This window comes from Sagittula sp. (assembly GCF_052825245.1).
The window spans coordinates 56,864-77,575 of the sequence record NZ_JBRBWD010000044.1 but is presented as its reverse complement, the minus strand read 5'-3'; the positions used below and the strand labels follow the sequence as shown (position 1 = coordinate 77,575).

The window sequence follows — 20,712 nt, the reverse complement described above, 5'->3', positions numbered from 1 at the left end:
AAAACCAAACCAACATCCCAACAGAGGTACACACCATGACCAAGAACGACAGATCGCGCCTGAGCCGTCGCAGCATGCTGGCCATCGGCACTGCCGCGCTGGCAGCCCCGATGCTGGGCCGCCGTGCCAATGCCCAGACCGCGTCACTGACCGTGGCCGATCCGGGCGGTCCGTTCAGTGCGGGCTTCAGCAAGGCCTTCTACGAGCCCTTCACCGCCGAGACCGGCATTGAGATCGTTTCCGTGGCGCGAGACGCGGAACCCACGGCGCAGTTCAAGTCCATCGTCGAGACCGGCAGCTACATCTGGGACGTTTGCACCCTGACCCTGTCGGCCCGGCTGATCCTTGAACAGGAAGACCTGCTCGACGACATCCAGCTCGACCCGGCGCTGGCCGAGACCATGATGCCGGGATCGGTGCATTCGAACTTCCTCGGCACCGATGTCTACGCGACGATCTCGGCGTTCAACACCGACAGGATGGAAGCCGGTCCGTCCAACTGGGCCGAGTTCTGGGATACGGAAACCTTCGCCGGGCGCCGCGCGCTGCGCCGCAATCCCATCGACACTCTGGAGCAGGCGCTGATGGCCGACGGTGTCGCGCCCGAGGATCTTTACCCGCTCGACGTGGACCGCGCCTTTGCCAAGCTTGACGAGATCAAGGACCACATCGACGTATGGTGGACCGGCGGTGCGCAATCTTCGCAGCTTCTGCAGAGTGGCGAGGTCGACATGGTGGCCGGCTGGAACGCCCGCCTGCAATCGGCCATCGACGCCGGGGCGCCGGCTGAACTGGTCTGGAACCAAGGTCTTTACTCGATCGAGGGCTGGGGCCTTCCCAAGGGCGGCCCGAACGTCGATGCCGCACGGCAGTTCCTCGCCTTCTGCGCCCGGCCCGAGCAGCAGGCGCTGTTCACCGATGATCTGTCCTATGGCCCGACCAACCTCGCGGCTTACGACCACATCTCGGAAGAGCGCGCGCCCGTTCTGACCACCGCACCGGCCAACCTGGACAAGATGGTGCTGGCGGATGAAAGCTGGTGGGAAGAGAACCGTGCCGAGATGACCGAACGGTTCAATCTCTGGCTCCTGATGTAATCACCCTTCTGCCAGCTGCCCCCTGCGGGTGCGGCTGGCAGGCTCTCTCTGCCCCCCGCGATCACTCCAGAGACGGCCGTTGCGCGCGGTCGCCGGGCGAAGCCCGTCGCCGCCACACGACCGGTGCCCGGCCCACTCCGACAGAGGCAATTCCTTCATGAACATCTCCACCGCTCCTGCCGCCAAAATCCGCATCGATGGGCTGTCAAAGAAATACGGCACGTTCACCGCTCTCGAACCCACGACGCTGGACGTCCAGCGCGGTGAGTTCCTCACGCTGCTGGGGCCGTCGGGGTCGGGCAAGACCACGCTGCTGCAGATGGTGTCGGGGCTGACTCCGGCCACATCGGGGCGGCTTTCGATTGACGGCGAGAACTGGACCAACCGTCCGGTTCACGAGCGCGGCATGGGGCTGGTGTTCCAGCACTACGCGCTTTTCCCGCACATGACCGTCGAGGATAACGTCGCGTTCCCGCTCAAGATGCGCAACCTGCCTGCCGCACAGATCCGGACGTCCGTGGCCGAGACGCTGGAAAAGGTGCAGCTCGACAAGTTCGCGCACCGTTTCCCGCGCGAGCTTTCGGGCGGGCAGCAACAGCGGGTGGCCCTTGCGCGCTGCTTTGTCTTCCGCCCCGAGATCATCCTGATGGACGAGCCGCTCGGCGCACTCGACAAGGCCCTGCGCGAGACCATGCAACTGGAGATCCGGCGCTTGCACAGGGAATTCGGCACCACGCTGATCTACGTCACCCATGACCAGGAAGAGGCGCTGGTGATGTCCGACCGCATCTGCGTGATGAACCATGCCAAGGTCGAGCAGCTGGGTACCCCCAGCGAGATCTACTCGGATCCTGAGACCATCTTCGCCGCCACATTCATCGGTCATTCGAACCTGCTGGAAGGCACGCTCGCGGGCACCGACGCACAGGGCAACACGCTGGTCAAGACCGCTGCGGGAACCTTTGCGGGGCGCATGGGCGCGCGCGATGTCAATGCCGGAATACACGCGCTGATCGTGCGGCCCGAGCGGGTATCGCTCGGCGCGGCCACCGGCCCCGGCATGAACGAGCTGCGCGCCACGTTGCGCGACGTGGTCTACATCGGTTCGGACAACCGGCTGATGCTGGTGTTGCCGGACGGCACGGAATTCACGCTGCGGCGCGACCCGGGCGTCGCCATAGGCGCCGATGTCGGCCAAGAGATCACCGTACATTGGCCCATCGAGGCCGGCCGGGTGGTGTCATGAGCAGTCTGGCCTCTGATATCTTCGCCCGTGGCAGCGCCCTCTCGCGGCTGAGGGTCGGCCCGATGTGGCTTGCCGCGCCCGCGCTGGCTTTCGTGGCCGTCTTCCTTCTGCTGCCCATGCTGCGCCTCATCGGCCTGAGCTTCACAGGCGGTGAGACCGGCGGCGCGACGCTTGAGCACTACCAGCACCTCGCCGACACCCCGGTCTACATGCGCATTCTGTGGATCACCTTCCGGATCTCGATGCTCACGGCCTTCTTCTCGGTGCTGCTGGGCTACCCGGTCGCCGCGTGGCTGGCCCGGCTTCCTGACAAGAGCCGCAACAAGTGGCTGTTCCTGGTGCTGTTGCCGTTCTGGACCTCGTACCTGGTCAAGACATTCGCATGGATGATCATGCTGGGTGACCGCGGCCTCTTCAATTCGATCCTGACCGGCTCGGGAGTGACCGAAAGCTCTCTGGATCTCATGTACAACGAGTTCGGCGTGCTGGTCGGCATGGTCCACGCAATGATGCCGCTGGCCATCCTGACCATGGTGCCGGTAATGACCGGCATCGACCAGCGCCTGCCGCTGGCCGCCGGCAGCCTCGGCGCGAAACGTTCTCAGCGGTTCTGGCTGATCGAATTTCCGCTGGCCTTGCCCGGGGTTGCCGCCGGGGGGCTCCTGACCTTCATCACGTCGCTCGGCTTCTTCATCGTACCGGCCTATCTTGGCGGCCGGAGCCAGACGATGCTGGCTCAGATCATCATCATGCAGGTGCAGGAGTTGGTGAACTGGGCCTTTGCCGCGGTGCTTTCGGTGATGCTGGTGGCGGCCGCCCTCGTGGCGATCTGGATCTACGACCAGTTCTTCGGGCTTTCGTCGCTGACGCAGGCCAGCTCCGAGGGAACCAAGGGCTCGAAGAAGGGCGTGCGGTGGCTGCGCCGTGCGGGCCAGGGAGTGCTGAACGGGCTTGCCTGGATCTGTTCGCCCTTCAACCATCTGGGTGATCGCGGCGACGAGGCCCCGAGGCCGCTGCGTGGCGTCTATCTCGGGGTGCTGTTCCTGTTCCTGCTGGCGCCCGCGATCATCGTGCTGCCGCTGGCCTTCACGGGCGAACAGACGCTGGCCTTCCCGCCGCCGTCCTATTCCACCCGCTGGTTCTCCGAGTATTTCGGTTCGCAGATCTGGATCTCGGCCACCCTGCGCAGCTTCGGCGTGGCCTTCGCCACCGCCATCCTGGCCACCCTTCTGGGCGGTACGGCCGCGCTGGCGCTGGCGCGTTCGGACAGCAAGTTCGGCAAGACGGTCTTCGGCCTGATGCTCGCACCGATGATCGTGCCGCGCATCGTCATCGCGGTGGGCCTGTTCTACCTGATGGCCCAGATCGGGCTCGTGGCCTCCAACATCGGACTGATCATCGGTCACACGCTGCTCGCGATCCCCTTCACCTTCATTGCCATCGGCGCGGTGCTCAAGGGCTACGACTGGCGGCTTGACCAGGCGGCGGCCACGCTGGGGGCTGGGCGGATCAAGGTCCTCAGACTGATCACGCTGCCGCTTCTGCGGGGTGGCATCATTTCGGCGGCGCTCTTCGCCTTCGTCACCAGCTTTGACGAGCTTACCATCGCGCTGTTCATCTCGGGCGGTCTGAAATCGACCCTGCCCAAGCAGATGTGGGACGACATGTACCTTCAGCTCAACCCGACGCTGGCCGCCGTGTCCGTCGTGGTGCTGGTCATCGTCACGCTGATCCTGCTTGTGGCCCAACGCGTCCAGAAGTCCTGAAGACACCCTGTACGCCGCGCCGCCTAAACCGTGGCGCGGCTCTCTGTTCCATTTCGAGGAAACACATGAACATCCAAGGCTTGGCAAAGTCCTTCATCCAACAGGCCGACAGGACCCCCGATCGCGTCTTTGCCCGTACTACCGAAGGCACCGAAATCAGCTTCCGGCAACTTTCAGATGCCGCCGACGCAATGATCGCCTGGCTTGCCGACCATGGCGTGCGCCCCGGTGACACGGTGGCCGTGATGACACGCAACAGTCCCGCCTCCCTTGCTCTCATCCATGGGCTTCTGCGCGCGGGCATGGTCTGGGTGCCGGTGAACCCGGCGCTCGTCGGCGACGGGCTGGTGCATGCCATTCGCCTGGTGGACGCCGCCATCGCGGTCTGCGATCCGGAGCTCGAGGCCACGCTAGCCGCCTGCGAGGCGCAGCCGCGCGAAGGCATTCTCGTGCTGCACAGTCGCGAACTTCCACGCACCCCCGCCGTCCGGCCCCGATATGAGGTGGCGGGGCCCATGGGCATTGCGGCGATCATGTTCACCTCCGGCACCACCGGGCCTGCCAAGGGCGTGCTCGTCACTCAGACCATGCTCGAGATCGCCGCGCGCGGTGTGGAGGAGGTGGGCAACCTGCAGGACGGCGACAATCTCTTCATGTGGGAACCGTTCTATCATGTCGGCGGCGCGCAGGTCCTGGTTCTGCCGATCCTGCGCAATGTCACCCTCACCATCGCCGAGAAATTCTCGGCCAGCCAGTTCTGGCAGCAGGTGTCTACTGCGCGCTGCACCCACATCCACCATCTCGGCGGTATCCCGCAGATCCTGCTCAAGCAGCCGCCCTTCGAGCTTGACCGCAGCCATGGCGTGCGCGTCGCATGGGGCGGCGGCTGCCCTGCCTCCGCATGGCGCGATTTCGAGGACCGTTTCGGCATCACCATCAAGGAGTGTTACGGCCAAACCGAGGCTTCGTCGATCAGCTGCGCCAATGTCGAAGGGGTCGTGGGGGCCATCGGTCGACCGCTGCCTTGGTTCGACATTCAGGTGAAGGATGACACAGGCCGCATCCTCGGACCGGGAGAGGGACGTGGCGAACTGGTCATCACCTCGACCATCGAGGGCGCAATCTTCGCAGGCTACCACAAGGCACCCGAGGCCACCGCCAAGGCGTTGCAGCCAGACGGGTTCCACACCGGTGACACCGGCTCTTGGGGCGAGGACGGTATGCTGCGGTTCCATGGCAGGGTGGGCGACAGCGTGCGCTGCATGGGCGAGAACGTCTCGGCACACGAAGTCGAAAGCGTTGCCAACCGGCACCCGCAGATCGAGGAATCCGCCATGGTCGGTGTGCCCGCCGAAATCGGCGAATATGACATCCAGCTTTTCGTGCGGCCAACCCCCGGTACCAAACCGGATGCCGAGGAGATCAGCCGCTGGTTGAGCGACAAGCTCGCCCCCTACCAGCAGCCGCGCTTCATCGCCTTCATCGACGAGTTCCCCAAGACGCCAAGCCAGCGGATCCGCAAGCATCTCTTGCCGAAGTCGCCCGAACGCTGGGAACGCAAGAACACCAGAAAGGCCCACACCGTATGACGACCGACGTTCTCATCACCGGCACCGGAATGTTCGCCGGCCGCATCGCTCTCGACATCGCGGCCACCGCAAAAGAGCCTGTCTCGGTGGTCATCGCCGGGCGCAACGTCGACCGGCTGCAATGGCTGCAGACCGCGGGCAATGCCCGGGCCGCCATGTTCGGCACGCCTGCCAGCTTCAGGGCGCACCGGGTCGACCTGCTTGAGGAGGGCGCGTCCGAGGCGCTCCTGTCGGAACTCAAGCCTCGCATCGTGGTGCAGGCGGCGTCGATCCAGACCTCCTCGGTGATCTCGGACAAGGGGTCGCGCTGGACAGAGCTGGTCGCCGAAGGCGGGCTCAGCGCCACCGCCGTCTTCCAGGCGCTGATGTCCGCGCGCATGGCGGCAGCGATCAGCAAGCTGTGCCCGGCGACACCGCTGATCAACTGCTCCTTCCCGGACGTGGTCAACGGCTTGATCACGTCTATGGGCCATGACGTGCTGTGCGGGACCGGCAATGTCGCGATCCTGTCGAACGTCTTCCGTGGCGCCAGCGCGCGTCCGGCGGGCACGCTTAGGGTGCTGTCACATTACCAGTGCCTCAAACCCTGGCGCCAGCCAGCGGCAGAGCGCACCGGCCCCGCGCCGCGCATTTTCGCCGATGACCGCGAGATCATCGACCCCTTCGCGACCTTCTCCGAGTGCAAGCTGACGCCGGAACCCGCCATCGAGATCTCGGGGGCCAGCGGCGTCACGTTGATCCTGGCCCTTGCAGCCGGAGCCGCCTGGACCGGGCATGTTCCGGGGCCGAATGGCCTGCCGGGTGGCTATCCCGTGAAACTGTCACAGACCGGGGTGCTGAGCCTTGATCTGCCCGGCAGTGTCACCGAGGCCGAAGCCATCGCCTGGAACGACGCGTTCGAACATGCGGGCGGGCTTACCGTCTCGGGCGGTCGGGCGACATATAACGGGCGGCTCGCCGAGTTGCTGCACGCCGAAGGATTTGCTTACGCGGACGGCTTCGACGTCGCGGACCTCGAAGATGTCTGCACGGACATGCTCGCGCTGCGGGACAGGCTGATGTCCGAACCGGCCTGAGGCCGCGCCTATGAAGCTAGACTATCGGCTGACGGGGGAAGTGATCGACCCGCGCGGTTCGGTGGCTGCTGCGCCGCAGCGTGCTTGAGGCCGCTCCCGATGGCACCGGCGCCTGTGGCCGTGATGCGTGCCCGGTCAGCGGGTCAGCAGGGTGCCGAGACCTTTTTCGGTGGCCTTCGTCATTGCAAGCCTTGCGACCGCCAGGTCGGCCAGCGGCATGCCGGGGAACAGGAACATCAGGCGCTGCGCATCGTCCACGCGGCCGGGATGCGTTCCGGTCAGGAGTGCGGCGAGGTCGCCATCGTAGCGGCCTTGATGCGCCAGAGCCGGATTGCCGCCGTTGCGTTCGAGCGCGGCAATATCGTCGGTGAAAAATCCGTCCAGATGGTCCGTGAGGCCATCGCGATGCCATGCCCGGCCAAGGTCGACCCCGATTGCCAGCGCTCCGGGTGGCAACACCTGCGGGCGTACGATGGGCGGGATGCTGTCGATGCTGGGCAGGCAACTAGCCACCACGTCGCTCGCGGCGGCGAGCGCCTCGGGGTCCTGCATGACCTCGGCTTCGAACCCCATTCCGCGCGCCCGCTGGGCAAGTGCCTCTGCTGAGTCGGTGCTGCGTGAAAACGCGCGGACCCTGCGCAGCGCGGGGAGCACGTCCGCCAGCGCCGCAAGGTTGCTGTGCGCCTGCACGCCGCACCCCAACACTCCGAGGTTGGACGCGCCCGGCTTGGCCAGCGCCTCGGCCGCGAGGGCTGACAGTGCAGCGGTGCGGTGTGTCGTGATCCAGCTGCCGTCCATGATCGCCACGGCGCGGCCAGTGACGGCATCGTTCACGATGATCTGCGCACTGATGGCAGGAAGGTCGCGCCGCGCGTTGTCGGCCGAGTACCCGATCCACTTGGTCACGCCCAGACCAAGCCCGTCATCCGCATCGGACATCGACATGAAGAAGCGGCCCTCATCCAGCTGCACCCGCGTCTTCATGCCGCCGCCACGGACGGGTCCGGACCGTTGCCGGATCGCTGCGGCAATGGCGCCGCGCAGTGCGGCGGGAGAGAGGTTCAGGCTCTCGATGTCGGCCGAGGACAGGTAAAGAAGACCGTCCCCGCGCGCCTGCGCGGACCGATCCGATGTGGTCCCTGAGGTTTCACTGTCAGGCATTGGCGGTCTCCATCCCAATCACGACGCGGGCACGCCGTCAGCCGATCCGTTTCACACGAACGTCCGGCGCCAGTCGTTGTGACGAAGATACGGCAGTGGCTCAAGTGTCCCGACTGTCTGCGCAGGGTGACTTGGCCCAGCCCTTGCAGGAGAGGACGCCGGGGGCCCGGCGTCCCGGATGTTTATTCAGGCCGGATCCGACAGGGTTGCACAGGCAGCCGCGATGCGGGCCATTGCGGTCTTCAGCGTTTCGGTGTCGGTGGCGTAGGACACGCGGAAATGCCCCGGCAGGCCGAAGGCGGTTCCCGGCACGACGGCAACATCCGCCGTTTCCATCAGCCAGGCGCAAAACGCGCGGTCGGTGTCCAGCCGCGTTCCGTCCGGCGTCTGGCGCCCCATCACACCACCGCATTCGGCGAAGGCATAAAAGGCGCCTTCGGGACTGCGACAGGCAAGGCCGGGGATGGCATTCAGCGCGTCGACCACAAGATCGCGGCGGGCGCGGAAGGCTTCGGCCCTTTCCGCCAGGAAATCCTGCGGCCCCTCCAGCGCGGCGATGGTCGCCGCCTGGCTGATCGTGTTCGCGGCCGAGGTCGACTGGCTCTGGATCACCGTCATGGCCTTGATCAGCGGCACGGGACCACCGGCATAGCCAAGGCGCCAGCCGGTCATCGCATAGGCCTTGGAGACGCCGTTTATGGTCAGTGTACGCTCTTTCAGCCTAGGCTCGATGGCCACGGGGGTGACATGGCGAAAACCGTCGTAGACGATGTGCTCGTACATATCGTCGACCATCAGCCAGACATGCGGTTCCTCCAGCAGCACATCCAGGAGCGGGCGCAGGTGTTCGGCCGCATAGGCCGCACCCGACGGGTTGGAGGGCGAGTTCAGCATCAGCCAGCGGGTGCGCGGCGTGATCGCCTCGCGCAGCTGCGTGGCGCTCAGTCGGAATCCCTGCTCGGCGGCACAGGGCACCAGCACCGGAATGCCACCGCAAAGCTCGACGATATCGGAATAGGTGACCCAGTAGGGGGTGGGGATGATGACTTCGTCGCCGGGATTCAGCGACGCCATCATGGCGTTGTAGATCACCTGCTTTGCGCCGGTACACGCGATGATTTCGGAAGGAGCGTAGGTCAGACCGTTCTCGCGAGCGAACTTGGCTGCAATCGCGGTCCTGAGCGCGGCGGTGCCGGTCAGCGCGGTATACTTGGTCTCCCCGCGCTGCATCGCGTCCCAGGCGGCCTGCTTGATGTGGTCGGGCGTGTCGAAATCAGGCTCGCCCGCCCCGAGACTGATGATGTCGCGACCCGAGGCGCGCAGCTCTGCAGCACGCGCCCCGATCGCGAGGATTTCGGACACGCCGAGCGACTCGATGCGCTCGGCGGGCCGGAAGTCTGATGCGACTGCGGTGTTCATGGTCAGTCGATATTGAAGACCACGCCCTGCGCCAGCGGCAACTCGCGCGAGTAGTTGATCGTGTTGGTGGCACGGCGCATGTAGGCGCGCCATGCGTCCGAACCGCTTTCGCGGCCGCCGCCGGTCTCCTTCTCTCCGCCGAAAGCGCCTCCGATCTCGGCGCCCGAAGTGCCGATGTTGACGTTGGCAATGCCGCAGTCAGATCCGCGTGCCGAAAGGAAGGTTTCCATCTCGCGCAAGTCCGTGGTGAAGATCGAAGAGGACAGCCCGCCGCCGACATCGTTGTGCAGCTCTAGCACCTCGTCGAAGTCGCTGTACTTCATCACGTACAGGATCGGGGCGAAGGTCTCCCGCAGCATCGGGCCTTCCTGCTTCGGCATCTCGACCAGCGCGGGCTTGACGTAATAGGCCGTCTCCAGACCGACCTCCTGGCGCTCGCCGCCGTGGACAGTGCCGCCCAGCCCGGCCGCTTCCTTCAGCGCCTCACCCATGGAGTCGAAGGCCGTCTTGTCGATCAGCGGGCCGACCAGCGCCTCGGTCTCCAGCGGATTGCCCACCGAAACGGAGGTGTAGGCCTTCTTCAGCGCGGGCACGATCTGATCATAGATGCTGTCATGCACGAAAAGCCGGCGCATTGTGGTGCAGCGCTGGCCCGCCGTGCCCATCGCGCCGAAGGCGATGGCGCGCAGGGCCATGTCCAGATCGGCAGAGGGGCAGACGATACCCGCGTTGTTGCCGCCGAGTTCGAGGATGCACTTGCCGAAGCGCGCCGCGACCTTGGGGCCGACGATCCGGCCCATGCGGGTGGACCCGGTGGCCGAGATCAGCGCGACCTTCGGGCTGTCCACCAGCGCCTCGCCAACGGCGGGGCCGCCGACCAGCACCTGGCTGAGGCCGTCGGGCGCGTCGTCACCGAAACGCGCCAGCGCGCGCTCGAACACCGCCTGGCAGGCCAGCGCGGTCAGCGGGGTCTTTTCGGACGGCTTCCAGATCACCGGATCGCCGCAGACCAGAGCGAGAGCCGCGTTCCAGCACCACGGCGCGCAGGGGAAGTTGAAGGCCGTGATGATGCCGACCACGCCAAGCGGATGCCAGGTTTCCATCATCCGGTGGCCCGGACGCTCGGTGGCGATGGTCAGGCCGTAAAGCTGGCGCGAGAGGCCGACCGCGAAGTCGCAGATGTCGATCATCTCCTGCACTTCGCCAAGGCCTTCGGACGGGGATTTGCCCGCCTCGATGGAGACCATGCGGCCCAGGTCTTCTTTCGCCTTGCGCAGCTCTTCGGCAAAGAGGCGCACCAGCTCACCGCGGCGCGGGGCAGGGACAAGCCGCCAGGTGCGGAAGGCGTCGTTTGCCTTGGCGATGGCGGCCTCGGTGTCGGCGACGGAATGCTCGGCAAGGCTGGCGACAGGCTCGCCGGTCACGGGAGAGATGACGGACATACCGCCCGCGACGGCAAGATCGGCGGTCGCGCCGCAGGCTGCCATCGTGTCGGCGGTGGTCTGCTTGAGAGGGGTGCTCATGAGAGGGTTCCTTGATTGGTCGGTCGTCTTTTCGGTGTGCGGGGTGTGGGCCTTCGGGCGGTCGTGCCGCTGCCCGGGTCAGGCCGTCTGGTGGCTCCGGCTCAGCTCGATACGGGCCTCGGCGAGCGATCGTGCCTCGGTCTCGGCATAGCGGAAGAACAGGTCATGCACGGGCGCGCCGAGGTCTTCCTCGAAGCGCGCACGGTTAGGGTTGGCGACGAAGGCCTGAGCGGCGCTGTCGCCGAGATTGGACTGGAAGATCCCGGCGGCCGAAACCGGCAGGAAATCCTCGTAGACAATGGGGTCGGCACGCAGACAGCCTTGCGCGATCAGCGCATCCAAACCGCAGGACGGATCCTTGCAGGGCTGGCCCGTTGCCGAGTAGCGGAAGTACCCCAGCCCGTCCTTGCGCAGCGTTTCCAGATCGTCCGGGAAGGCCGAGAACACTTCGGCCAGAGTGGCGCGGTAAGCGTCGGCGTTCGACCCGTCGGCGGCCGGGGTGATGAGGCTGCGCGTCTCGGCCAGCAGGCGGTCATAGAGGGCCTGGCCGCTCGGGGTCAGCGCGATGCCGCGCTGCTCGATCTCGCCGAAGCGGGCGGTGTGGTGGTCAGTCGTGGTACCGGCCTCGCCGCTATGATCAGCGGGGAAGTTCACCGGCTCTTCGAGCGCCTTGAACGAGGTCTGGCGCAGAAGGATCGGCACGTTGCGGGTCGGCGGACCCTCCACAACGGCTTTGGGCGAGATGCCCCGATCCGGCATCATCTCCTGCACGCGGTCGATGTCGAGCGTGCGCGGAGTGAGGTGATTGATGTGCGGACCCTTGAAGGCCACCACGTCGGCCACCAGCCGGTGCGCATCGTGCAGGCGGCGGTAAAGCGCGTGGGGAACGTTCGCCTTGGCATGCCAGCGGAAGGTCTCGACCGCCTCGGCCACGAAACGCTCGGCGTCGGCCTCGGAAAGACCGCCATCGGCTTCGGCCTTGTCGATCAGTTCGAGACAGCCCGGCGTAAAGATTTCGCGGCGGTCCAGTACCTCGGCGGCGGCGTCGCGCAGGTCGGCGTCGTCCAGCAGGTCGAGCCGGAGCAGCGAGGTGAAAACGCGGAACGGGTTGCGGCGCAGCGCAGCGTCGTCGAGAGGGCGGAATGCGGTGGAATGCACCGGCACGCCGGCCACGGACAGGTCATAGTAGCCCACCGGGTGCATGCCCATGACCGCAAAGAGACGGCGCATGGTGAACAGCTCGCGCGGGGTGCCGAGGCGGATCGCGCCATGGCGTTCCTCGTCGATACGCTCGAGCTCGCCCAGGCCTTCAAGACGCTCCCTTTCGGCCGGGCTGGCCGAGAGCACTTCGGCGTTCACGTCATGCACCAGCTCCATGAGCGTGCCGTAGGCCGGCACCTCTTCGCGGTACATGACGGACATGGCGCGGGAGAAGAGCGCGCGGATTTTATCGGGGTTTGCATGTTCGGCTGCCATAGGGCCGCTCCGTTCGTATTCATGATCTTTGGGCATTGTAGACCAAGGGGTGTCGCGGTTCCGAATGACCATTCCAGATAACCTCATTCCGAAAACACATGGCGTCCCAGTCTTGCCTCCAAATAGGAGCATGGTGACGCCAAAGACGTGATCTTCGGGTGCAGCCAAGAGCGGAGCAGTCGAACGATCCGGCAACGCTGATACCGGCCTGACATGCGGATGCTGCTGTCCTTCGAACGCGCTGCCCTGAACGCCATTTCACGCGTTCAGGCGAAGAGCTTGACCTGCCGCAGAGCGCTATTATCCAAAAGTACTTCGATCTCGAGACGCAGAACGACAAACCTCTGGCTGGACGCGCGCGCACGTGTGATCACCAGACAGTCCGAGCCCCGTTTCCTCGCAGAAGTGGAGGCATCGCTGGACATGGCGACCTGCACAAAGGGTCACGTCATCTCAGGGAGCCAAGGCGAGCGCCTCCTCGCGATCATCGCTCCGCTGGCCTTTGCCGCAAGCCATCCGGAGTGGTCCGGCGTGCCCCGCCTCCGCCAGCGCCGCGATGCAGGTCGACTGTGTGTCCTGCAACGTTTGCCAGATCAGCGAGTGAACTGTCGATTCCTGCTCCGACCAACGGGCCGAACAATGCCCTACGCGGCCTTTGCATCCGGCTGGACTGTGATAGAGACTTCGGGTCCGTCACCCAGAAGGCTCTGCTGTCCCATGAACACGCGCAACGCTCCACCGCAGGACGAGGTCGACACACGGCTCTACGTGGCGTTGGTCGAACGCACGATGCGGGTCATGGCGGCCTTCGACGGCGGGCTCGGCTCAAGGACCATCGCCGACATTGCCAAGCAGATCGACCTGGGGCGCAGCGCCGTGCAGCGGATCGTCTACACACTTGAGCAGCTCGGATACCTTGAAAGGGAGGAAGACCAGCGCCACTATCGACTGACGCTCAAGATCCTGGACCTGTCCGGAGGGCTGACCAGACCCGGAAACCTGATGCGGCTGGTCCAGCCCGTCCTGCAAGACCTGGCCGACGAGACAGGCGAAACCGCAAGCTGGGTCAAACTCGAAGGCGACGAGATCGTCATCCAGCAGACCGTGCGCAGCAGGCACCTCGGCCATGTGAGCTTTGCCCCCGGGCAGCGGTTCGCCGCGTTGCCTTCTTCGTCGGGACAGGCGATCCTTGCACACGGCGACCCTAAGTTCGCGGAGAGCCTGCTGGCTGCGGCCAGTCCTGCGCTGCGCAAGCGGATCGCCTTTGCCGACGCGGCAGAAATGGCTGCGCGCTTCGCGGAAGTCCGGTCGCAGGGCTTTGCCACCACCTCCAAGGAAGAAGACCTGTTCAGCGTCTCGATCTCGGCGCCGGTTCTGTCGTCATCCGGGGTGGTTCTGGGGGCGCTCAACGTCTCTGCGCTGGAGAGCAGGATTCCTCATACAGCCATCTCGGAACGTCTGGGGGCGCCGATCCGTGCGGCGGTGGTGCGGGTCGCAAGGATCCTCGAACACCAGGCAGAGACCGGGCTTAACGGCCTCTGAAAAGGTCCGCGTCGAGCGTCTGAACCAGCTCGTTCAAGGCCGGGACGATCTCTGACAGCAGCTTTTCCGGCCCGGTGCGCGCGCGCAGGACCGAAACGTTGATGGCAGCCACGACCTGGTTCTGCAGATCGCGCACCGGCACCGAGAGCGACATGGAACCGATGTCCATGTCTTTCTCGGTCAGCGCGTAACCTCGGGCGGCTTCGCTGCGGACAAGGTCGACGTAGTTGTCGGCATCGAGGTCTCCGAGCCGTGCCCGCACGGAAGGGCCGGCGTCCTCGAACATGCCGACCACGATCTCGCGTCGCATGTCCGCCAGGAACAGGTGTCCCGACGAAGAGGTCAGCGCATCGAAGCGGGCACCGATGGGCAGCACCACGGCCGCGCGGTGCGGGCTGGGTGCCGAACTCAGCACGACGACCTGCCCGGCGTCGTATTCCAGCCAGGACACGGTTTCACCGAAGGTCTCTGCAAGCCTGACCATGGACGGAAAGGCCCGTTCGATGGCCGCGTGAGACGTCAGGATACTGCGGGCAAAGAGCAATGCCCGGTTCGAGAGCCGGTATTCCAGCGTCCGTGCATCCCGCCGCAGGTAGCCCAGCGTCTCCAGTGTGTAGACGAAGCGCTGCGCGGCGCTGCGCCCAAGCCCAGTCTTGGCCGCGATCCGGGTCATAGACATCGCCGGCTCGGTTTCGTCGAAGGCTTCCATCACGGCCATCGCCTTGCGCACGGAGCCGACGAAGAGGCGTGTATCGACCGTGCTGGGCTCTTCCTTGGTCTCCGGCTGCTCCATGTCGGTCTCCCTCCGGTGGTGAGCTTTTCACGGGCGGACAGCCCACGCGATGGCGTGTGTGCCGGGAAAAACCGTTCGCGACAAGGGACCCGGTGCTCTACCGCCCCTTGAAGACCGGTGCGCGCTTGGCAGTGAAGGCGGCGACGCCTTCGACGTAGTCATCGCTGGCCTCCGCCTCGCGGGTGAGGGCGGCGATCTCGTCTGCCAGCCCCTCGGGCAACTGTGTGGCAAGGCGATTGAAGACCGTGCGCGCCGCCGCCACGGTCAGGGGCGACTTGTCCGCTATCCTGGCCGCAAGCGACAGTGCCGCCGCCAGCGGATCGTCCGCGACGTCCCCCCAGGCAAGACCCGTCGCCACCGCCTCCGCCGCGTCGAGCGATGCGGCGGTATAGATCATGTAGCGTGCGGCCTGTGGTCCCACGAGGGCCGCCAGACGCGCAGTGCTGTCGGCCGGATAGACCAGCCCCAGCCGCGCCGGCGGAACCGAGAAAACGGCGCGCCGCCCCACCAGCCGGAAATCGGCGCGCAACGCCAAGGTCATGCCGCCGCCCACGCAGGGTCCGTCGATGGCGGCGATGATCGGCACCGGCACATCGGACAGCGTGGCGTAGCAGCGCATGATCGTGTTCCAGTAACGGTCCCGCGTCACCGGATCCTTGCTGGCCTCCGCGAAGGCACCGATGTCGTCACCGGCGCAGAAGGCGCCGGGAACGCCGGTCAGCACGATCGTCCGCACCTCCCGGTCGTCGCCGAGTTCGCCCAAGCCACGCGCCAGCGCATCCCAGGCAGCCTCGTTCAGCGCGTTCCGCTTTTCGGGGCGATTGATGGTGATCACCCCGATGCCGGGTGCGGGGCGCGAGACGGTGATGATCTGGGTCATGGGTGCGTCCTTTCGCGGCGGCTCAGGCGGATTTGCGGCCCGGTTTGTAGCCGGTCGCGTCAAGATCCCAGGCGCCCTCGGTGCCGCGCGACAGTTCCTTCTTGCGGATGCGCTGGGTCGGGGTCTTGGGGAACTCTTCGATCACCGCAACATAGCGCGGGACCTGATAGTAGGGCATGCGCGTCTCGCAGAAGGTCACAAGCTCCATCGGATCGAACGCAGCGCCATCGACCAGTTTCACGAAGATCTTGAGCTCGTCTTCGCCGAGCTCGCTGGGCACGCCGACCAGGGCGCTTTCGGCAACCGCGGCGTGCTTGTTCACCACCTGCTCGACCTCCCAGGCCGAGATGTTGATGCCGCGGCGGCGCAGCATCTCCTTCTTCCGTCCGGCGTAGAAGATGTAGCCGTCCTCATCCATCCGCCCAAGATCGCCGGTCAGCAGCCAGCCGTCGCGCACGGTGTCCCGGGTGGTCTGCTCATTGCGGAAATAGCCGAGGAAGCCGAGCCCCTTCTGCGTGCCGCGGGCCACGATCTCGCCGGTTTCGCCGCGGGGCAGTTCGTTGCCCTCATCGTCGGCGATCATGATGTCGAAAAGCGACAGCGGACGCCCGCATGAACCGACGCGGCCGTCCTTGTTCAGCGTCACGAAGGTGATCAGCTCCGAAAGACCATAACCCTCGCGCAGCTCGACGCCAAAGCGATCCTCGACGTCCCTCCAGATCTCGGGCGGGCAGCCGCCGCCCCAGGCGATGCGCACATTGTGGTCGCGGTCGCGCTCGGAAGGTTTCTGCTTGAGGAGCAGCGGCAACACACCGCCGAGGTAATGGATGTGCGTGACGCCATGCCGGCGCACGTCGTCCCAGAAGCCCGAGGCGCTGAAGCGTTCCACCATGGCCAGGGTCACGCCGCCGATGACTGCCGAAATAATCACCGCGACGCCTGCGCCATGGTGAAGCGCTTCCCACAGCAGGAAGACGTCGCCCTGCTTTGCGTCGGTGATGTTCAGCACGGCCATCGGGCCACCGCGGAGGGTCCGGTCGGATTTCAGAACTCCCTTCGGCGCGCCGGTGGTCCCCGAACTGGGGGTCAGGGCGAGCACGTCGTCAGGGCCGAAGACAGCGTCCGGTTCCGCGTCGGAGGCGGCCGCGACCTGCGCCTCGTAGCTGTCTGGCGCCGGGGTCTGCTGGCCGCGCCAGAACATCGCGGGGCGGGGCGCGGTTTCGAAAGCGGCATCGAGCGCCTCTGCATAGGCTGTGTCCGCGATCAGCGCCGCCATATCGTAGGAGGTGAAGTAATGCTCGAGAGAGTCGCCCTTGGCGTGGATATTCACCGGGACGCGCACCAGGCCCGCCTTCATCGTCGCGAAAATGGCGATGATGTGGTCGGGGTGGCTGGGCAGCATCAGCCCCACGCGGTCGCCGGGTGCAAGCCCCGATGCGAGCAGCGCGTTTGCCACCTTGTTCGCGGCGCGGTTGATATCCGCGATCGTGTAGACGTCATCCTTGAACTTCAGAAAGATGCGATCCGGGTCGGTTGCGGCGCGCTGCGCCAGCAGGTCTTTGAACAGGACATCGTCGACCGGGTCCATCTCTACGCTTTGGGACATTGGAACTTTTTCCTCGGAGAAATTTTCCGGGCGGTGGGCCCGGCAGGGGGCGTCCTGACCGCAGCATCGGTGCAGTCAGGGCGCGCGTCGTTTGGGGTCACCGCCCCGCAAGGGCAGTGACCGATTGCAGATCAGTCGAAATCGACCGCGAGCACGCGCTCGGACCAGGTATCCACCTCGGCCTCGTAGATTTTGCCGGCGTCCTCGGGTTCATCCGTCGAGGGCACGATGCCGCGCTCGCCCATCTGGGTGACGAAGGCCTCGCTGCTCACCGTCTCCTGCAGTGCGGAGCGAAGCGCGGACATCGTCGCCTCGTCGATGTCCGACGGGGCCAGCAGGCCGTAGACAGAGGCCACGTTGAAGCTGTCGAGGCCCGCGTCAGTTGCGCTCGGCACGTCGGGAAGCATGTCGATGCGCTCCGGCATCGCGACGACCATCGGTTTGATCGCCCCGGCCTCGAGCTGCGGCAGAGCGGTGGAGACGGTTGCGACCATCAGCGACACCCGGCCCGCGACCAGATCGACCATCGCCGGGGCACCGCCGGTGTAGGGGATGTGCTCAAGCTCGATACCCGCGGCATCGGCGAACACAATCGCGCCCAGATGTTCGGTAGAGCCGATGCCGGAAGAGGCATAGGTCAGCGGAAGCTCTTCCGCCTTTGCGTATTCGATCAGCTCTTCGATCGTGTCGGCGGGGATGTTGTTCGCGGACACCAGCATCAGCGGCACGCGGCCCACGGCGCCCACCGGGGCGAAATCGTCCTTGAGCACATAGCCGGCGGTGTCGGGGTTGAGCGCGCTGGTGATGGCGTTGCTTGTCACCGAGGTCATCAACAACGTGTAGCCGTCGGCCTCAGCGTTGGCGACATACTGGTTGCCGATGCTGGCCGAGGCGCCGGGCCGGTTCTCGACGACAAAGTTCTCGCCCATCAACTTGCCCATCTCGGCGGCGGTGACGCGGCCGACGTAATCGACGGTTCCGCCGGCGTTGTAAGGCACGACGACGCGCACGGGCTGGGTCGGAAATTCCTGCGCCAGCGCAGGCGTGGCAAGAGCAACAGAGGCGGCGAGCACCCGAAGGACAGAATTGATCATGATGTTTCCCTGTATTGCATAGCAATTGTTGTAATTGTTTTTAAACGATGCGACCATCGTTCCATCTTGTCAAGCGCCGGTTCCCCAGCGCAGGACAAAAGCACCCAGCCACCCAAGAGCCGGGGCAGAAACCAAAAATAACAACCTAAACAGAGAGGTAGTCCAAAGATGACCGCCATTAGCCATCGCCTTGCGTCTTCGGACGTGCTCGCCGGAATCGGGATCGTTGCCCTGAGTCTGGGATTCGGAATCGGGGCGATATCCTACGACATCGGCAGTCTCGCCCGGATGCAGGCGGGTTTTTTCCCGCTCGTCCTGGGGGTGATCGGAACGATGCTCGGCGTCGCGCTGATCATCATGGGGCTTGCCCGGCAGGGCGAGATTCCGCGCCCGCCTGCGCTCCGGCCGTTGCTGTTCATTTCAGCGGCCTTCATCGCCTTCAGCCTGACCATCGACCGGCTGGGCCTTATCCCGGCGATCATGATCTGCGGCACTATCGCCGCAAAGGCCACCCCCTCGACCACTTGGCGCGAGGCACTGATGCTGTCGACCGGGCTTGCCGTCGCCATCTGGCTGCTCTTCATCGTGCTGTTGTCCATGCCGATCCGCGTCTGGGCAGGCTTCTGATCTATGGATATTCTCGCCAACCTGATCGGCGGTTTCGCCAGTGCGCTGTCTCCGGAAAACCTGCTTTTCTGCTTCATAGGTGTGACCGTGGGCACCTTCGTCGGTGTGCTGCCAGGCATCGGATCCATGATCGGCATCTCGATCCTGTTGCCGATGACCTTCTACCTGTCACCCGAGGCCGCGCTGGTTATGCTCGCCGGCATCTATTACGGCGGAGAATATGGCGGGTCGATCTCGTCGATCCTCATCAATCTGCCGGGCTCGGCCTCGAGTGCGGTGACCAGTATCGAGGGCTACCAGATGACGCGGCAGGGCAGGGCGCCTGTGGCGCTCTTCATCACTGCCATCGCATCCTTTCTGGGCGGCACCATCGGTATCGTGCTGCTGACGGCGTTCTCGCCGATTCTCGCGGATCTGTCGCTGCGCTTCGGTCCGGCCGATTACTTTTCGATCATGGTGCTTGGCCTGCTGGCATCGACCACGATGACCCAGGGCGCGGTGCTCAAAAGCTGTGCTTCGGTGGTCCTTGGGGTGATGTTCGGCACCATCGGCACCGACATCAACACCGGCGTGCAACGCTTCACCTTCGGCACGATGGAGCTGTTCGACGGCATCAGCATCATCATCATCGCAATGGGTGTGTTCGGCATCGCGGAGATCCTGGCCACGGTGATGAGTGGCGATCACATGTCGGTAAAGGCCAACGTGCGCCTGCGAGACATGCTGCCCACGCGGGATGACCGTAGGCGCAGTGCCATGCCGATCCTGCGCGGAGGGCTGCTCGGTTCGCTGCTGGGCGCACTGCCTGCCACCGGGCCGACCATCGCCTCCTTCCTGGCCTACACCCTTGAGAAGCGTGTGAGCCGACGGCCCGAGGCCTTTGGCACGGGAATCATCGAAGGTGTCACCGCGCCGGAGGCGGCCAACAGCGCCGCGGCGCAGACCGCTTTCGTCCCCACGCTGACACTGGGCATTCCGGGCAGTGCAACGATGGCGCTGATCCTCGGTGCCCTGCTGATCCATGGCATCCCCGCGGGGCCGCGGTTGATCACCGACCATGGAGACATGTTCTGGGCGTTGGTGGCGAGTTTCTGGATCGGCAACGTGCTTCTGCTGGTCCTGAACATACCCTTGGTAGGGATCTGGATCCGGTTCCTGTCGATACCCTATCGCTTGCTCTATCCGGGAATCATCTGCCTGATCTGCGTCGGCGTCTACAGCGTCAAGCTGACCAGTCTCGACATCCTGATCGTACTGGGCATCGGGCTTCTGGGCTACGCAATGCGCTTGGTGAACATGAGCGGAGCCCCATTGTTGATGGGCTTCATTCTGGGGCCGATGCTGGAAGAGAACATGCGCCGCGCCCTGTTGATGTCCCGGGGGGACCTGACCATCTTCGTCACCGAGCCGATCAGTGCCACCGTATTGGGCGCGACGGCGCTATTGATGCTGTGGTCGGGCGTCCGGGCGTTCCGGCAACGCCGCGTTTGAAGCATCCGGGCGAAGGGGGCGCTGCCGCTCCTCTTCGCCCGGGTACGCGATCGTTGCGGAAAGGGATTCGCGGTGATCTGGCTTTAGCCTGTCTCGTTAGCCGCATTCATCGCTTGACGGGAAAACACCCGATCAGGCTACTTCAACCGCCCGGGGCCCGAAGCGGTGGCAGCCTAACCAAGGCAGAAAACCACTTAGAAGACGACTGGAAATTGATCAGACCAACCGAGCCACCGCTACCAACCATAGCGGAACTTGGCTATCTCGATGCTGCTCGGCGACAAGGTTGGCTGGTTGTTCAGTTTTCGGTGACAACCCCAAATTTC

General features: G+C 65.1%; 16 protein-coding genes. 8 read left to right on the top strand and 8 right to left on the bottom strand.

Annotated features, from left to right (window positions below; translation table 11 throughout):
* The first annotated feature begins 35 nt into the window (after positions 1–35).
* The 5 genes from ACU0DV_RS19375 (at position 36) to ACU0DV_RS19355 (ending at position 6,774) form a co-directional block, all read left to right on the top strand.
* The gene (locus ACU0DV_RS19375; protein WP_446269896.1) at positions 36–1,097 is read left to right on the top strand and encodes an ABC transporter substrate-binding protein; all 1,062 of its coding nucleotides are present in this window, start codon (positions 36–38) and stop codon (positions 1,095–1,097) included.
* A 157-nt stretch (positions 1,098–1,254) separates the two neighbouring features.
* Complete coding sequence (locus ACU0DV_RS19370) at positions 1,255–2,343, top strand: ABC transporter ATP-binding protein (protein ID WP_100931318.1); 1,089 nt, start codon at positions 1,255–1,257, stop codon at positions 2,341–2,343.
* Complete coding sequence (locus tag ACU0DV_RS19365; protein WP_446269895.1) at positions 2,340–4,109, top strand: ABC transporter permease subunit; 1,770 nt, start codon at positions 2,340–2,342, stop codon at positions 4,107–4,109. Before ACU0DV_RS19370 ends, ACU0DV_RS19365 begins: the two co-directional genes overlap by 4 nt.
* Positions 4,110–4,174: 65 nt before the next feature.
* Positions 4,175–5,698, top strand: a complete 1,524-nt coding sequence (locus ACU0DV_RS19360; RefSeq protein ID WP_446269894.1) for a class I adenylate-forming enzyme family protein — start codon at positions 4,175–4,177, stop codon at positions 5,696–5,698.
* On the top strand, positions 5,695–6,774 hold the full coding sequence (locus tag ACU0DV_RS19355; protein ID WP_446269893.1) for a hypothetical protein: 1,080 nt from the start codon (positions 5,695–5,697) through the stop codon (positions 6,772–6,774). Before ACU0DV_RS19360 ends, ACU0DV_RS19355 begins: the two co-directional genes overlap by 4 nt.
* A gap of 135 nt (positions 6,775–6,909) precedes the next feature.
* Here the strand turns inward: ACU0DV_RS19355 and ACU0DV_RS19350 are convergent, their stop codons facing one another.
* The 4 genes from ACU0DV_RS19350 to hglS form a co-directional block, all read right to left on the bottom strand.
* Positions 6,910–7,935: a hypothetical protein gene (locus tag ACU0DV_RS19350; RefSeq protein WP_446269892.1), complete on the bottom strand. Its 1,026-nt coding sequence runs from the start codon at positions 7,933–7,935 to the stop codon at positions 6,910–6,912.
* Positions 7,936–8,121: 186 nt separating this feature from the next.
* Positions 8,122–9,354 (bottom strand): pyridoxal phosphate-dependent aminotransferase, encoded by a 1,233-nt coding sequence (locus tag ACU0DV_RS19345; RefSeq protein WP_446269891.1) that lies wholly within the window; start codon positions 9,352–9,354, stop codon positions 8,122–8,124.
* A 2-nt stretch (positions 9,355–9,356) separates the two neighbouring features.
* Positions 9,357–10,877: an L-piperidine-6-carboxylate dehydrogenase gene (amaB, locus tag ACU0DV_RS19340; protein ID WP_446269890.1), complete on the bottom strand. Its 1,521-nt coding sequence runs from the start codon at positions 10,875–10,877 to the stop codon at positions 9,357–9,359.
* Positions 10,878–10,955: 78 nt separating this feature from the next.
* Complete coding sequence (hglS, locus tag ACU0DV_RS19335; protein ID WP_446269889.1) at positions 10,956–12,353, bottom strand: 2-oxoadipate dioxygenase/decarboxylase HglS; 1,398 nt, start codon at positions 12,351–12,353, stop codon at positions 10,956–10,958.
* Positions 12,354–13,070: 717 nt separating this feature from the next.
* Between hglS and ACU0DV_RS19330 the strand changes: the two genes are divergently transcribed.
* Complete coding sequence (locus ACU0DV_RS19330; protein ID WP_446269888.1) at positions 13,071–13,895, top strand: IclR family transcriptional regulator; 825 nt, start codon at positions 13,071–13,073, stop codon at positions 13,893–13,895.
* Here ACU0DV_RS19330 and ACU0DV_RS19325 read toward each other — a convergent pair.
* From ACU0DV_RS19325 to ACU0DV_RS19310, 4 genes are all read right to left on the bottom strand, one after another.
* Positions 13,882–14,688: an IclR family transcriptional regulator gene (locus ACU0DV_RS19325; protein WP_446269887.1), complete on the bottom strand. Its 807-nt coding sequence runs from the start codon at positions 14,686–14,688 to the stop codon at positions 13,882–13,884. The two genes, ACU0DV_RS19330 and ACU0DV_RS19325, sit on opposite strands and share 14 nt — an antisense overlap.
* A 97-nt stretch (positions 14,689–14,785) precedes the next feature.
* The gene (locus ACU0DV_RS19320; RefSeq protein ID WP_446269886.1) at positions 14,786–15,568 is read right to left on the bottom strand and encodes an enoyl-CoA hydratase/isomerase family protein; all 783 of its coding nucleotides are present in this window, start codon (positions 15,566–15,568) and stop codon (positions 14,786–14,788) included.
* Positions 15,569–15,590: 22 nt separating this feature from the next.
* On the bottom strand, positions 15,591–17,174 hold the full coding sequence (locus tag ACU0DV_RS19315) for an AMP-binding protein (protein ID WP_446269885.1): 1,584 nt from the start codon (positions 17,172–17,174) through the stop codon (positions 15,591–15,593).
* A gap of 131 nt (positions 17,175–17,305) precedes the next feature.
* Positions 17,306–18,268 carry a Bug family tripartite tricarboxylate transporter substrate binding protein gene (locus tag ACU0DV_RS19310; RefSeq protein ID WP_446269884.1) on the bottom strand — a complete coding sequence of 321 codons (963 nt, stop codon included), beginning with the start codon at positions 18,266–18,268 and terminating at the stop codon, positions 17,306–17,308.
* Between the two features lie 168 nt (positions 18,269–18,436).
* Here ACU0DV_RS19310 and ACU0DV_RS19305 point away from each other — a divergent pair, with 168 nt between their 5' ends.
* Positions 18,437–18,895 (top strand): tripartite tricarboxylate transporter TctB family protein, encoded by a 459-nt coding sequence (locus ACU0DV_RS19305; protein WP_446269883.1) that lies wholly within the window; start codon positions 18,437–18,439, stop codon positions 18,893–18,895.
* A 3-nt stretch (positions 18,896–18,898) separates the two neighbouring features.
* On the top strand, positions 18,899–20,386 hold the full coding sequence (locus tag ACU0DV_RS19300) for a tripartite tricarboxylate transporter permease (RefSeq protein ID WP_446269882.1): 1,488 nt from the start codon (positions 18,899–18,901) through the stop codon (positions 20,384–20,386).
* Positions 20,387–20,712: the final 326 nt, after the last annotated feature.